15 protein-coding genes are annotated in these 14,665 nt (G+C 32.4%); 11 read left to right on the top strand and 4 right to left on the bottom strand.

Annotation, left to right across the window (positions count from 1 at the left end; genetic code table 11):
* Nucleotides 1–323: 323 nt before the first annotated feature.
* Complete coding sequence (locus OLM54_RS05870) at nucleotides 324–731, bottom strand: glyoxalase (protein WP_264537662.1); 408 nt, start codon at nucleotides 729–731, stop codon at nucleotides 324–326.
* Between the two features lie 68 nt (nucleotides 732–799).
* Here OLM54_RS05870 and OLM54_RS05865 point away from each other — a divergent pair, with 68 nt between their 5' ends.
* Nucleotides 800–1,183, top strand: a complete 384-nt coding sequence (locus tag OLM54_RS05865; protein WP_264537661.1) for an acyl-CoA thioesterase — start codon at nucleotides 800–802, stop codon at nucleotides 1,181–1,183.
* Between the two features lie 13 nt (nucleotides 1,184–1,196).
* A complete protein-coding gene (locus OLM54_RS05860) occupies nucleotides 1,197–1,622 on the top strand; it encodes a hypothetical protein (RefSeq protein WP_264537660.1) in 426 nt (141 codons plus the stop codon).
* A 169-nt stretch (nucleotides 1,623–1,791) separates the two neighbouring features.
* Here OLM54_RS05860 and OLM54_RS05855 read toward each other — a convergent pair whose 3' ends face one another.
* Both OLM54_RS05855 and OLM54_RS05850 read right to left on the bottom strand, forming a co-directional pair.
* The gene (locus OLM54_RS05855; protein ID WP_264537659.1) at nucleotides 1,792–3,048 is read right to left on the bottom strand and encodes a mechanosensitive ion channel family protein; all 1,257 of its coding nucleotides are present in this window, start codon (nucleotides 3,046–3,048) and stop codon (nucleotides 1,792–1,794) included.
* Entirely contained in the window at nucleotides 3,041–3,328 is a 288-nt protein-coding gene (locus OLM54_RS05850; RefSeq protein ID WP_264537658.1) for a DUF3817 domain-containing protein, read from the bottom strand. Before OLM54_RS05850 ends, OLM54_RS05855 begins: the two co-directional genes overlap by 8 nt.
* Nucleotides 3,329–3,432: 104 nt before the next feature.
* On the opposite strand from OLM54_RS05850, the gene OLM54_RS05845 reads away from it, so the two are divergent.
* The 5 genes from OLM54_RS05845 (at nucleotide 3,433) to OLM54_RS05825 (ending at nucleotide 9,158) form a co-directional block, all read left to right on the top strand.
* Nucleotides 3,433–3,966 (top strand): DUF6155 family protein, encoded by a 534-nt coding sequence (locus tag OLM54_RS05845; protein ID WP_264537657.1) that lies wholly within the window; start codon nucleotides 3,433–3,435, stop codon nucleotides 3,964–3,966.
* A 108-nt stretch (nucleotides 3,967–4,074) separates the two neighbouring features.
* Nucleotides 4,075–5,613 (top strand): DEAD/DEAH box helicase, encoded by a 1,539-nt coding sequence (locus tag OLM54_RS05840; protein WP_264537656.1) that lies wholly within the window; start codon nucleotides 4,075–4,077, stop codon nucleotides 5,611–5,613.
* 215 nt (nucleotides 5,614–5,828) lie between these two features.
* Nucleotides 5,829–7,163, top strand: a complete 1,335-nt coding sequence (locus OLM54_RS05835; protein ID WP_264537655.1) for a DEAD/DEAH box helicase — start codon at nucleotides 5,829–5,831, stop codon at nucleotides 7,161–7,163.
* Between the two features lie 83 nt (nucleotides 7,164–7,246).
* Nucleotides 7,247–7,774 carry a GNAT family N-acetyltransferase gene (locus tag OLM54_RS05830; protein WP_264537654.1) on the top strand — a complete coding sequence of 176 codons (528 nt, stop codon included), beginning with the start codon at nucleotides 7,247–7,249 and terminating at the stop codon, nucleotides 7,772–7,774.
* Between the two features lie 124 nt (nucleotides 7,775–7,898).
* Nucleotides 7,899–9,158 (top strand): NAD(P)/FAD-dependent oxidoreductase, encoded by a 1,260-nt coding sequence (locus OLM54_RS05825; RefSeq protein WP_264537653.1) that lies wholly within the window; start codon nucleotides 7,899–7,901, stop codon nucleotides 9,156–9,158.
* 138 nt (nucleotides 9,159–9,296) lie between these two features.
* On the opposite strand, the gene OLM54_RS05820 is transcribed toward OLM54_RS05825, so the two are convergent.
* Nucleotides 9,297–10,526: a multidrug effflux MFS transporter gene (locus OLM54_RS05820; protein ID WP_264537652.1), complete on the bottom strand. Its 1,230-nt coding sequence runs from the start codon at nucleotides 10,524–10,526 to the stop codon at nucleotides 9,297–9,299.
* 143 nt (nucleotides 10,527–10,669) lie between these two features.
* Between OLM54_RS05820 and OLM54_RS05815 the strand changes: the two genes are divergently transcribed.
* From OLM54_RS05815 to OLM54_RS05800, 4 genes are all read left to right on the top strand, one after another.
* Complete coding sequence (locus OLM54_RS05815) at nucleotides 10,670–11,086, top strand: hypothetical protein (RefSeq protein ID WP_264537651.1); 417 nt, start codon at nucleotides 10,670–10,672, stop codon at nucleotides 11,084–11,086.
* A 93-nt stretch (nucleotides 11,087–11,179) separates the two neighbouring features.
* On the top strand, nucleotides 11,180–11,560 hold the full coding sequence (locus OLM54_RS05810; RefSeq protein ID WP_264537650.1) for a hypothetical protein: 381 nt from the start codon (nucleotides 11,180–11,182) through the stop codon (nucleotides 11,558–11,560).
* A gap of 367 nt (nucleotides 11,561–11,927) precedes the next feature.
* Nucleotides 11,928–13,844 (top strand): DUF294 nucleotidyltransferase-like domain-containing protein, encoded by a 1,917-nt coding sequence (locus OLM54_RS05805; RefSeq protein ID WP_264537649.1) that lies wholly within the window; start codon nucleotides 11,928–11,930, stop codon nucleotides 13,842–13,844.
* 2 nt (nucleotides 13,845–13,846) lie between these two features.
* Nucleotides 13,847–14,443, top strand: a complete 597-nt coding sequence (locus OLM54_RS05800) for a PolC-type DNA polymerase III (protein ID WP_264537648.1) — start codon at nucleotides 13,847–13,849, stop codon at nucleotides 14,441–14,443.
* Nucleotides 14,444–14,665: the final 222 nt, after the last annotated feature.

Here is a 14,665-nt window from a genome sequence, read left to right as displayed (position 1 = left end):
ACACATAGAAACATAGGCTTATATGTAGAGAAAAAGAATATAAAAAGAAACCAGTTTCTAACACATAGCTGTTACACAGAACTATGTGAATTTAAATAAGTGAAACGCCTTTTTAAGTTTACAAAATCTATGTTTCTATGTGTTAAAACAAACACCAACATATAATGTAATGTCACAGATTAAAAGATTAAAATGATTTAAGATTTGTTATATTAAACCTGACAGGTTTTTAAAACCTGTCAGGTTTAACAATCTAGACGAAAAGCATACCACGAATTACATCAATTAATTCGTGCTTATTAGTAGAATTCGTGGCAAAAAAACTAATTCGAATTCGATTTTAACTCAAACAATTGTACCTGACTTTTCAAGCGGTCAATCAATAAATTCATCATTCTTTTGTTTAAACTGGACGAATTTTGAATGTAAGTATCGTATTCTTCAATGGTAAAAAGTGCCATTACAATTCCTTTTAAAGAATTACGGAATTTAATATCTTTTTGAATGGAATTTTCGATGGTTTGTAATTTCTTTTCGGCTGTATACGAATAAAAATCTGCTTTATTCTTGTTTACGTAGTTGATAAAAACGGCTACAAACAAGTCGTTTTGAAGTTTTAAAATAGGCCTAATAGTCTGATTTTGAAATAACTCATCTACCGAAGATTGAGCACTTACAGTTCCTAAAGTTTCGCCTCTGAATTCTTTTAAAAAAGTGTCTCTATCTGCCATGTTTTTTATTTAAATTTAGAAAAAAATAAAATACAAAAACCAGATTTTATATTATATAAATTTAAAATATGCGATTTCATACCAGAAAGTGGGTTAAACCCGAAGATTTAAATCCCAACGGAACTTTATTTGGCGGAAAATTATTAGCCTGGATTGATGAAGAATTAGCGTTGTATACTATTATCCAGCTTCAAAACCCAAAAGTGGTAACCAAATACATGTCTGAAATCAATTTTAAAAGTTCTGCAAGACAAGGCGATATTATCGAAATTGGAATTGATGTTGTAAAATTTGGAAATACATCTCTGGTTTTAACATGTGCCGTTCGAAATATGATGACACGCGAAATTATCATTACAATCGATCAGACGACAATGGTTAATTTAGATGAAAACGGAAAACCAAAAGCGCACGGTAAAACCCAAATCGAATTTGTAAAAGATCGTTTATAAATAATTTCTCTCTATGTTTAAAAATTTTGCAATTGCTTTTTTGTTTTTCGTTTTAATAATATCCTGCAATTCTAAAGAAGAAAAAGACAAATACAATCACATTGTTTATCGTGCGGTAAACAATAAAGATACCGCTATTTTAGACATTAATATAAACGATAAACGTTTTTACGGACGTTATGAAATATCCTATTACAAAGTAGGGAAGGATTCCGGCGATGTTAGAGGAGATTTAAAAGGCGATACTTTACGGGGCGATTATCATTATATTTCTAATGGCGGTGCATGGAAAAGAGTTCCTTTGGCTTTATTAAAAAAAGAAAACAAACTATTTTTAGGAACCGGCGTAATAGGAACTTATTTTAATTTACCATGTTTTATACCCGGAACTCCAATAGAATATGACAATTCAGGGTTTGTTTTTGAAAAAGCATATTGATTGTTTCAGGTTTTCTTTGTTTAAGGTTTCAAGTTAAGTTACTTTGAGCATAACCGCGAAGTTCGCAATGATGAACTTTGCGTACATAGCGTAAACCTTTGCGAACTTCGCGGTTAAACTACACAATGCAAACCTGAAACCTGAAACAAAGAAAACCTGAAACTCTTAACTAATCCAATCGTCCAATCTGCGATGGTAATTCGAAAATATCGAGATCAAAATAAATTACTGAAGCCATAACATGATCGAAAATATCAGACATAATATACTCGTAATTTGCCCAGCGTTTATCGCTCGAAAAAGCGTAAATTTCTAACGGAACTCCGTGTGCGGTCGATTGCAGCTGGCGGCACATAATATGCATATCTTTATTTAATCCGGGATGTGATACTAAATATTGCATGATATATTTTCTGAATAAACCTAAATTGGTCATATTGCGACCGTTTATCGCAAGCGTTTTATCAACTCCGCGTAAATCATTGTATTTCTCAATTTCAGCTTGTCTGGTTTCGATATACGATGAAATAAGCTGTACTTTTTTCATCTGATTCAAATCGTCATTATTCAGAAAACGAATGCTGCTGCTTTTTATCAGAATATGTCTTTTAATACGTCTTCCGTCAGATTTTTGCATACCGCGCCAATTCTGGAAAGAGTCTGAACTCAAGGCATACGTTGGAATCGTGGTGATCGTATTATCAAAATTTCGAACTTTTACAGTCGTTAAATTAATTTCGATTACATCTCCATCGGCACCAAATTTATCCATTGTAATCCAGTCGCCAATACGCACCATATCGTTTATGGCAACCTGAACGCTTGAAACAAATCCTAAAATAGTATCTCTGAAAATCAAGATAATAATAGCCGAAAGAGTTCCTAAAATAGTCAGCAATTCGCCGTGTTTGATTCCGAATAAAGTCGAAATAATCATGGCAACACCAAAAATCCAAAGCACAATCATAATAACCTGAATGAAACTGTCGATAGGTTTATCGCTGTATTCCGGCTTTTGTTTTAGATAATCCCGTAGCGAATTAAAAATCGTCCGGATAATCCATAATGTGATCAAAACAATATAAACGCCTACTATTTTTCCAAAAAGTCCCTCCCAATATTCATATTTATCTAAAATAATAGGAACGGCTTTATAAATAAAGAAAAACGGAATTAAATAAGCGGTGTATTTTGTGGTTTTATTGTGTATTAAATAATCGTCGAATTTGGTTTTAGTACGCTGGGCAAAAATGGCCGTAAGCGTAACCAGAACAAACTTGGCAACATAATAAATGGCATACGCCAAAGCCACCATAATGGCAATATTAAATACAAGACTGATGTATGAGGCAAAATTGCGGCTCATTCCCCAATCTCTAAAAATCGGATATAAAAAGTTAAATATTTTATCCAAAAGCTTATGCATTATTTTCTAAATATTTTTTCTCGATATAGAAAGTTCCAAACGGAATAAGGGAAGCAATTAGTATGATCCCGAAAGTTTTAAGATCCCAGTTTTGAGATTTTCTCAGCAAAAAAGCCAGAATAATATAACCAATAAACAAAACACCATGCGTCATTCCTAACGGGCGTAACAAAGTATGATAAAGTTCAGGATTGTTATTTTTAATGATAAGCATATTGGCGAATAATACTAAGTAGGAGATTCCTTCTAAAATTGCGGTAACTTTAAAAATCTTGAGCATGTATTTATTTTTTTGAGTTAATACGGGCAAAATTAAGTATTATGGTTGATTATTAGAGTATGAATCGCAAAAGTAATTTAACTTTGTATTCTTAAACTTTGATAATGAGCAAGCGCGATTTAAAAAAATATCTGGCAGATTTAAATAAAGAACAACTCGAGGAACAAATTATCGAATTGTACGAAAAATTTAGTCCCGTAAAAGTGTATTACGATTTTGCTTTTAATCCGAAAGAAGATAAATTGCTGCAGGAATCTAAAGTCAAAATTTCTCACGAATATTTCCCCATAAGAAAGCCAAATGCAAAATGGCGTCCAAAAGCCAAAATGCGACGATCTGTTGCGCAGAAAATCATCAAACATTTTATGTCACTTGGCGTTGATTCTTTCATTATTGCCGATTTAATGCTGTATAATATCGAAATCGCACAAACTTTTTCGTCGCAAAATTTTATTAAGCAGGAATTATTTTACAAAAGTATGTTTAATTCTTTTGAACAGGCGTTAAATTTTGTTATTTCAAACGGAATCCTAAATGAATTTAAATCCAGAATTATTCAAATTCATCAGCAAACTATTCAACAAAAATGGAAAAACAAATATGATTTTGAGACAATTTTAGACAAAATAGACTTATAAAAGCATATCTCATAAAAAATCTTATTAAAAAAAATCATTTATTTTAAATTAAAATAGAACGGATAACTGTTTTTTAGATGTATTTTTGCAAAAATCCAAAAATAAACAATGTCTCAAAACACTTTAGAAATAGAAAGAGAAGAGAAAAAAGAACTTTATGCATACCAAAAAGGCGATATTGACGCCATTTTTGAACGTTTAGACAATGCTCCAGCTCAACATCATTTATTGTACCAACTACCTACAGGTGGAGGAAAAACTGTAATATTTTCTGAAATCGTTCGTCGTTATTTATCAAATAATGATAAAAAAGTAGTGGTTTTAACGCACCGTATAGAACTTTGCAAGCAAACTTCAAAAATGCTGAAAGGTTTTGGTGTATCTAACAAAATCATCAATAGTAAAGTAAAAGAATTGCCTGATCAAAATGATTATTCTTGTTTTGTGGCAATGGTCGAAACTTTAAAAAACCGTATCAATGACGAGAAATTACATCTTGACAACATTGGTTTGGTGATTATTGATGAGGCGCATTACAACTCGTTTAGAAAACTGTTAAACTCATTTAAAAATGCCTTTATTCTTGGAGTAACTGCAACGCCTTTGAGTTCGAATATAAAATTACCAATGCACCAAAGTTATGATGAACTTATTGTGGGTGACACGATTAGCTCATTAATTGACAAAGGATTTTTGGCGCGAGCAACAACTTATAGTTATGATGTTGGATTAACATCATTAAAAGTAGGTATTAACGGAGATTATACCGTAAAATCTTCTGATGATTTGTATACAAATACTGTAATGCAGGAAAAACTGTTACATGCTTATACAGAGCGTTCTTTGGGTAAAAAAACCTTGATTTTCAACAACGGTATTCATACTTCATTATATGTATATGAAACGTTTAGAGAAGCCGGTTACGATATTCGACACCTTGATAACACAAGCAGTTCTGAAGAACGTAAGGATATTTTGGCTTGGTTTAAGAAAACTCCGGATGCAATTTTAACTTCGGTTGGAATTTTAACTACTGGTTTTGATGAACCTACTGTTGAAACAATTATCCTGAACAGAGCAACAAAATCGTTGACGTTATACTACCAGATGATTGGTCGTGGGTCTCGTAAATTACCTGGTAAAGACGAGTTTACAGTGATCGATTTAGGAAATAATGCAGCGCGTTTTGGTTTGTGGAGCGAACCTGTAAACTGGCAGCATATTTTTAAATCACCAGAGTTTTATTTGGAGAATTTACGTGATGATACTGAAATCGAATTGTATTTTAAATACAGTATGCCACCGGAATTGCGTGCTAAATTCAGTAAAACAGCCGACGTTACTTTTGATGTTGATGAAGAACATAAACTAATCATCAAACAAAATTTACGTTCTAAAGTTGTATTAGACAAATCATTAGAACAACACGCATCAATGTGTGTCGATAATACAGAAACGTTACAAGAAGCAAAATCATTAGGAAAAGAGCTTGATGACGATATCGAATGCCGTATTAAACGTTACGCAAAATGTTTGAGCCAATGCAGTAAAAACTACCGCGAATGGCTGGTTGACGATTATAAGTTAAAAATGGTTTTACTGATCGGGAAAAAATACCGTGAAAAAATCATGAACGAACCGGATTGATCTGGGGAAAGGTTTTCAGTTTCAGTTTTCAGTCACAGTTTTCAGGTTGTCAGGCTGAGCGAAGTCAAAGCTTACGCAAAGTGATTCAGCATTTGTAAATCCTTCGACTTCGCTCAGGAAGACAAAACGAGAACATTACAATAAAAATCATTTTAATCTGAGTAATCTGTGACAGAAAATCTAAAATCAGAACTCTAAAATCTAAAATACAAGGCATGTCTAAACAATTCTCAGCATTAGGAGTTTCAGCACCAATTTTAAAAGCATTAAGCGAATTAAACATTGTTGAACCAACAGAAATTCAACAAAAAACAATTCCGCTATTGCTATCTGAAACGCATGATGTTGTAGGTTTAGCCAAAACCGGAACGGGAAAAACTGCCGCTTTCGGATTGCCTTTGCTGCAATTAATTGATACCGAATTATCAAACGTTCAGGCTGTTATTTTGGTACCAACCAGAGAACTTGGACAACAAATATTTAGAAATTTAGAGGATTTTGGAAAACATATTCCGAATATCTCTATAGCTTCAACTTGTGGTGGAATCCCCATAAAGCCACAAATTGAACGCCTTACGCAGCCAACTCATATTGTTGTTGCAACTCCGGGGCGTTTAATCGATTTGATTCAGCGTAAAGCGGTCGATTTAAAACAAACGCAATATTTAGTTTTGGATGAAGCCGATGAAATGGTTTCGATCTTAAAAGAAAGTTTGGACGAAATTGTTACTGAACTTCCTAAAAAACACCGCACTTTATTATTCTCTGCAACTTTGCCGGGAACAATTAAACAATTGATTCAGAATTATTTAAATAAAAATGTAGTTCAGGTTAGCGCCAATATGGAAACCGTTGGTAACCAAGGAATTGATCACGAATATATTGTGGTTGATCCTATTGAAAAACTGGATGTTTTAATGCATTTTCTGAATTCAAAAGATGGTGAACGCGGTATTATTTTCTGTAAAACCAAAGCTGCAGTTAATAAACTGGCTAAAAATCTGGCGATAAACCGTTTTTCTTCGGGAGCGCTTCATGGAAGTTTATCTCAGGGAATTCGTGACAGAATTATGGAGCAATTTCGCGAAGGACATATTAATATTCTGGTTGCTACCGATTTGGCAGCGAGAGGAATTGATGTTAAAGAAATTTCTTATGTCGTGAATTACCACTTGCCTGATACTTATGAAAACTATGTTCACAGAAGCGGAAGAACCGCAAGGGCAGGAGCAAAGGGACTTTCTTTAACGGTTTTACAAGAAGAAGAAACAATTGAAATTCCTGAGTTTGAAAAAGAATTAGGAATCAAATTTACTAAATTCCAAAAACCTTCAGCAATAAGTTTAGAAGAAAATAATATGCTTTTATGGGCGAAACAAATCTTCAAAACAAAGCCAAATCACGATGTTTCAGCAGATTTAAAAACGAAGGTTAAAACTGTTTTTCATCATCTTACTAAGGATGAATTAGTTGAAAAACTGATGGCCAATTACGTTTTACAAAACAAAGTTGAAGTCGCGGAAAAGCCTGTTAAAAAATTCAAAAAGTAATATTTAAAGTACTTTACTTCGCCAATTTATGTTGTATTTTTATAATCAAATGACAAATTTGAACTATAAAAATACGCACCGAAATGGCAGAAAATATTATAATTAGACAAATATCCCTTAACGAAATTGACCAGTTGCAAAAAATTGGCCAGCAAACTTTTCATGAAACATTTTCAGAATCAAATTCTGAAGAAAACATGAAAAGTTATCTCAAAGAAAAATTCTCGTATCAAAAACTAACCGAAGAACTTACAGATGATAATTCTGAGTTTTACTTTGCAACTCTTGACAATGAAGTAATTGGTTATTTGAAAATTAATTTTGGAGAATCTCAAACCGAATTAAAAGACAATAAATCGTTGGAAATTGAAAGAATCTATGTTTCAAAAGAATTTCACGGAAAGAAAATCGGACAATTGCTTTATGATAAAGCTATTGAAATAGCTAAGGAAAAAAATACTGAATATGTGTGGCTGGGCGTTTGGGAAAACAATCTGAGAGCGTTGCGTTTTTATAAAAAGAATGGTTTTACTGAATTCGACAAGCATATTTTTAAACTCGGGAACGATGAACAAACAGACCTTATGATGAAACTAAAACTGGATAATTAGTTCCATAAATATTTAACAGAAAACGCAAAATTGGTTTTTCTATTTGAAATTATAATGTTAAATTTATAGAATTGCTTTAGGCAAAATAGTTTTAGTTATAAATCCTAGTTAATAAACAACATATATGAATATAGTCATCATAGGAGGCGGTTTTGCGGGAATCAATCTTGCAAAAGAGCTTGTCAATCAGCCTGAAATACAAGTTACACTTGTAGATAAAAATAATTATAATTTCTTTCCTCCGTTAATATATCAAGTTGCTACCGCTTTTTTAGAACCATCAAGTATTAGTTATCCTTTTAGAAAATTTTTTGCCGGTAAAAAGAATCTTCAGTTTCGTTTGGGAGAATTACTTTCTGTTGTTCCTGCCGAAAATAAAATAATCCTTAGTAATGGCGAACTAACATACGATCATCTGGTTTTTGCCACTGGTGCCGAAACGAGTTATTTTGGAATGGAAAACGTAATGAAAAACGCCATTCCGATGAAAACCTTAAATGATGCCATCGAAATGCGAAATGCATTACTTAAAAATCTTGAAAAAGCGGCAATCACAAAAGATATTCGCAAACGTCGTAAATTATTGACAATTGTTGTTGCCGGTGGCGGACCAACAGGAGTAGAGGTTTCTGGAATGTTTGCCGAAATGCGAAAAAATATTCTTTTAAAAGAATATCCTGAATTAGAAACTTCTGCAAGTAATGTTTATTTAGTCGATGGAGGAGATGCTTTGCTGTCGCCAATGAGTAAAGATTCTCAAAAAGATACACTAGAAGCGCTTACAAAACTGGGTGTTGTGGTAAAACTGAACACCAGAGTTGTTGATTATGTAGACGATACGGTGCATTTTGAAAACGGAGACACGATTAAAACCAAAAATTTAATTTGGGCGGCGGGAGTTTCGGCTAAAATTTTTGAAGGAATTCCGAAAGAAAGTTACGGTCGCGGTCGTCGTATGGCCACAGATCAATACAGTAAAGTAAACGGTCTTGAAAATGTTTATGCAATTGGTGATACTGCAATTTTAGCGGGAGATAAAAATTTTCCCGACGGACATCCGCAAGTGGCTCAGGTTGCGATTCAACAAGGATTAAATCTGGCTAAAAACTTTAAAGCGAAAGTAAAAAACAAACCTTTAAAACCATTTGCTTATAATGATAAAGGTTCTATGGCAATTATAGGAAAAAATAAAGCTGTAGTAGATTTACCAAGTCCAAAATGGCATTTTAAAGGATTTTTTGCCTGGATTATCTGGTTGTTTATCCATTTAATTTCTCTTATAACGTATAGAAACAGGATTAATACGTTCTGGAATTGGATGGTAGCGTATTTTGCCAGAGATCAATCTCTTAGAATGATTATCAGACCTGAGAAAAGAACTTAAAATTTAAAATTCCAAATTCCAATTAGTTTGTCATTTCGACGGAGGAATAATCACATCAGAAATTCCGCAAAGAAAATCCCTAATCTTTGTCGATATACGCGTGTGATTATTCCTCCGTCGAAATGACAAAACATTGTGTTAATGCCCAATCACAATGTCATCTTCGTTAGAAACTTCTACTTTTTCTTTGATAAATCGTTTTCCAACATTCAGCACAATAAATGCAATAATTGTTGTTGAAGTTATAATAATAACCATTGGTGCAACAGAATTCTTTACAAAAATACCAACGGCAAACGAAGCTAAAGAACCTAATCCTAACTGAATTGCGCCCATTAACGCCGAAGCGCTTCCAGCATTTTTAGCAAAAGGCGCCATTGTAAGTCCCGCAGTATTTGGATTTGAGATTCCTAAACATCCCAAAAATAAAAATAACATTGTGATCGTTTCATACAAACCTAAAAGGTTATTTAACGAAAGTATCAGGAAAACAATGCTTATTACAGATTGGGCAATTAAGGCTCCAAAAATCATTTGTTCGCTTGAAAATCGTTTTAATAATATCGAATTTAATTGGCTTGAACCAATAAAACTTACAGACATAAAAGCAAAAATCCATCCGTATGTTTTGGCGTCTACATGGTAAATATCCATAAAAACTATAGGAGAGGCCGCTACATAGGTAAATAAACCCGAAAAAGCGATAGAACCTGTAAATGCATAGGTATAAAATTGTGGCTCTTTTAAAACCTTTAAAAAGTTAGAAATTATAGGTTTCGGTTTTAATGAAATCGAAGTATCCGGTTTAAAACTATTTGGCAAACCAACTTGTGAGGCAATTAAAATAGCGATTCCCATACACATTAATATAAAAAACACAGTATGCCAGCCATAATCTTCAGTAACATAACCACCAATTGTTGGCGCTAGCATTGGCGAAAGTCCCAAAACAAGCATTAATAATGAAAATACTTTTGGAATATCTTTTACAGGAAATAAATCACGAACCATAGCGACAGAAGCTACAGTTGCAGCACAGCTTCCAACGGCCTGAATAAAGCGCAGAAGGATAAAAGAATCAATATTAGTTACATAAACACAACCTAAAGAAGCCAAAATATAAACCATTAAGCCAACAAATAAAGGTTTTTTGCGACCAAAGCGGTCTAATAAAGGTCCATAAAGTAATTGTCCCGCAGAAATTCCGATAAAATAACTCGATAAACTCATTGAAACTTTAGCAACAGTTGTATGCAAATCTTTTGCAATGCCCGAAAAACCAGGTAAATACATATCGATAGAAAATGGACCAAGTGCTGTTAAAGAACCTAAAATAAGGATAAGTTGAATGTATTTTTTTGTTGTCATTTTCTTAAAATTTTGCTTTTTATTTCGTGCAAAGATAAATATTTAGTACCTTGATACATATAATAATCGCATTTTATGCAAAAAATGGATATTATGTAAGTTTTAAAAATTATTTTGAAACTCTAACCATTAAATTTAAATTTATGAAAAAATTCACATTACTTTTAGCTCTTATTTTTACAACAATTTCGTTTGCTCAAACCATTACATCTAAACTAGAAGATGCAAACCCGGCTCAATATTCTTTACTTGAAAAAGTAAACAAATATTATCCGGATATTACACTAAATAAGGCTATTACAAATTTTTATGCTGACGGAAAAATTATCGATTCACAGCAGACATTTGATTTAAAAGGAACAAAATTCTCAAGTTATAAGATTGGAATTGAGCCTGATAACAAAAAATTATTGTTCGAATATGTTACAGATGAAGCCGGAAAAGTTTACGGAGACGTTTCTCTTTTTAAAGGAAGTGTTTTAAGAACAACGTTTACACAAAGAACCGGTTTAATTGACATTTCTTTAGACGGAAAATCTGTTTATCAAACTAAGATTTAAGCAAATTTTAGAAATTATATCAAAAGCATCATTTTATATGGTGCTTTTTTTATTTTATATTTGAAAACAAAATTCCTTTAAATCTTTAATCTGATGAAAAATATTTTTCTGTTGCTGCTATTTATTTCCTTTTCAGCATATTCTCAAACAAATCTGTTTAATGGAACCTGGAGCACTGAAAATTGCAAACACTGCAGTAAAGAATATGTTTTAAAATTAAATATAGCGCAATCAAATAATAAAATATACGGAACTGCAGAAATTACAAGCAGCGACGAAAAATTTGTTACAGGCGTTATGGATATCACCGGTAATGTATATGTACTTGGTGAAAAAGCCCAAATAAGTATCAAAGGTGAAAAAGGTTCTGTAAGCGCAGTTCTTTTTGCAAATGATGGCGTTTTGCAGTTTGTAAAACGCGGTGGAGCTGATTTAATGCCAAAAGAAACAATTTTAACGAAAGTACACGAATAAAGCATGTATTTCGGTTACAACATATTTGAACTATAATTTATATTATGTAAAATAGACTTTTTAGAGAACTCCTCTGCATCAATATTTTACAAATAATCTGATTTGTATTCGTTCTTAGATTCTCTTTATCCCGTTTATAAATAATATCTTTTGATTTAATTTACATTCTCTCGAATCTTAGAATTTAATCTGTGAAAATTGAAGCCAAATTTTCTCGATTAAAGACAAAAATTATCGATAAATATCATTTTAAATTGGGATAATTAACATTTTTTTAATAATAACCATATTCTGTTCCAGATGCTTTCATTGTAAGAGTTTATTTTATTATTTTTACATTCGATACTTTAAAGAAATTATCAAACATATGAATACAATTGCTGAGCATATTGCAGATTTTCTAAAAGAATACCCGCCATTTAATAACTTAACTTTTCAGGAATTAGCTGATATTGCAACCAATATTCGTGTTCTTAATTTAGAGAAACATGCGATATTGTTTCAAAATGATGATCCCTTACATGATAGTTTTTATGTAGTGGCTTCCGGCGTTATAAATCTGACAACAATTGCTGATGGTGAGGAAACTATAATTAATAAATGTCATGAAGGTGATATTTTTGGTTTACGTCCGTTTTTTGCCAAAAATAACTATATGATGACTGCTAAAGCACGAGAAGAAAGCATTATTTATGCTATTCCAATTGTTGCATTCAGACCTTTTGTAGCCAATAATTCTGATGTATTAAACTTTTTGCTTGAAAATTTCGCCGTAAATTCAAGACATACCAAGGATAATGTAAGTTCTAACGGAAAATTAATTTCCGACACTTCGTTTTATGTAGATCAACAGTCTGAAATGCAATATCTTCAGTCTCTAACCTATAATAATTCGCCATTAAAAACAGAAGCAAACCGTATTGTAAAAGATGTGGCTATTTTAATGACGGAATCTATGGTTGACAATATTGTGGTTACAGAAAAAAATCACCCTATTGGTATTGTTACAGACGCTGATTTGTCTTCTAAAATTGCTACAGGACGCTATCCTATTACTGAAACGATTGACAAAATTATGTCATCGCCGGTGGTTACTGTATTAGAAAATGTTTCTCTTGCCGAGGCTCAGCTTTTAATGCTAAAACATAATGTAACGCATTTATGTGTTACTAAGGACGGTACGAGTAAATCTGCTGTTAAAGGAATTATCTCTGAACATGATTTAATTGTTGCTCAGGCAAGCAATCCCGGGGTTTTAATTAAAGAAATTAAACGTTCGCAGCTTCCGAAAGACTTAAAACAAATACGAGATCGTTTATCTGATTTGATTCAGAATTCGCTTCAAAAAAATATTCCGCTTTCACACGTTAGTAATATTGCGAGTGAAATTAACCTGGCCATCATTAAACGTGCGGTAGAATTGTCTATTTTAGATTTAGGCTCACCTCCTGCTCGATTTGCGTGGTTAAGTATTGGTAGTCAAGGACGTAAAGAACAGCTTTTGCTTACAGATCAGGATAGCATTTTAGTTTTTGAAGATGTTACTCCGGAAAAATACAGAGACGTAAAAGATTATTTTTTAAGACTGGCAAAAAGAACAACAGCCATATTAGAAAAAGTAGGTTATGAGCTTTGCCCTAACGGACATATGGGAAGTAATATGTTATGGTGTAAGTCATTGACTGACTGGACAAAACAATACAACAGTTGGATGAATACTCCAGGTGAAAACAGCAATGATTTAAGTAGTATTTTCTTTGATTATGAGATCGTTTTTGGAGAACCAAAAATTGAAGAAGCGATAGAAAGTGTTATTTTTAAAAATGCTGTAAACAATACTTTATTCTTTGACTTTTTAGGAAATGATGCTTTAAAAAGAAATTCTCCTTTAAGCTTTTTCAAAAAGTTTATTGTTGAAGAAGAAGGACCGCAAAAAGGAAAATTTGATATTAAAACACGTGCTTTAATGCCATTAATTGATGGCGCGCGTTTGTTGATTTTAAATTCTAATATAAAAGGAATTCAAAATACTTATTTAAGATTCAAGCAATTAGCGATTACGGATTCTAAAAATGCGGAAATTTATTTAAGTTGTGCCGAAGCTTTTCTGACATTATCAAAATTTAGAACTGTTGAAGGTTTAAAAAATGACGATTCCGGACAATATATTAATATCAAAGAAATGTCAAAAACAGATAGAGAGAAATTAAAAAATGCTCTAACGCCAATGAAAGATCTTGAAGAATTAATCAAGAGCAAATTTCAACTTACGCAATTTTCATAAGTATGTTAGATTGGATTAAAAATATCAATAAAGAATATCCTGATTTTTGGAAGGATTATTTAACCAAATTCGAAACAAAGCCTAACCGATTTGTAGTTTTATCGACTGAAACTTCTGGCTTAAACCCGAATAAGGATGTAATTTTATCATTGGGAGCATTTTCTATAATTGACGACAGTGTTGTAATTAAAGACAGTTTTGAGTCTGTTTTATTGCAATACAAGTTTTTGCACGATAATGGTCTTTCGAATGAATTTATTATCGAAAGCAAGATGATTAAAATGGAAGAACCGGCTGCTCTGGAAGCTTTTGTTAATTTTCTGGGAAATGCGATTTTGGTTGGGCATCATATCAATTTTGATATTGAAATGCTTAATAGTGCCTTGGAACGCCTGGATTGTGGAAGATTAAAAAACGAAGCTTTGGATGTTGACATGATGTACCGCAAATTGACTGATATTAATGACAAACAATTTTCATTGGACGATTTAGGTGAAATTTTTAAAATTCCAAAAAGTGACAGGAATTCTTCTTCTGAAGATGCTTACAGAATTGCACTTTTATTTTTGAAATTAAAATCGAGATTGGGAATTAAATAATTTTTTACTGTCATTTCGACCGGAGGGAGAAATCACACTCGAAACTCGATAAAGATTGGTTCTTTACTTTGCGGAATTTCTGGTGTGATTTCTCCCTCCGGTCGAAATGACAAACCGTACGAAAGAATTAAAAAAGATTAAAAAAAATCTGCTTAATCTGTCAAATCTGCGTGAAAAAAAATTTAAAATATACATAAGCTGATTTATTATTATAAAAAAAAA

It is taken from the genome of Flavobacterium sp. N1736, assembly GCF_025947065.1.
Lineage (GTDB): Bacteria > Bacteroidota > Bacteroidia > Flavobacteriales > Flavobacteriaceae > Flavobacterium.
This window is presented reverse-complemented; position numbering and strand designations above follow the sequence as displayed.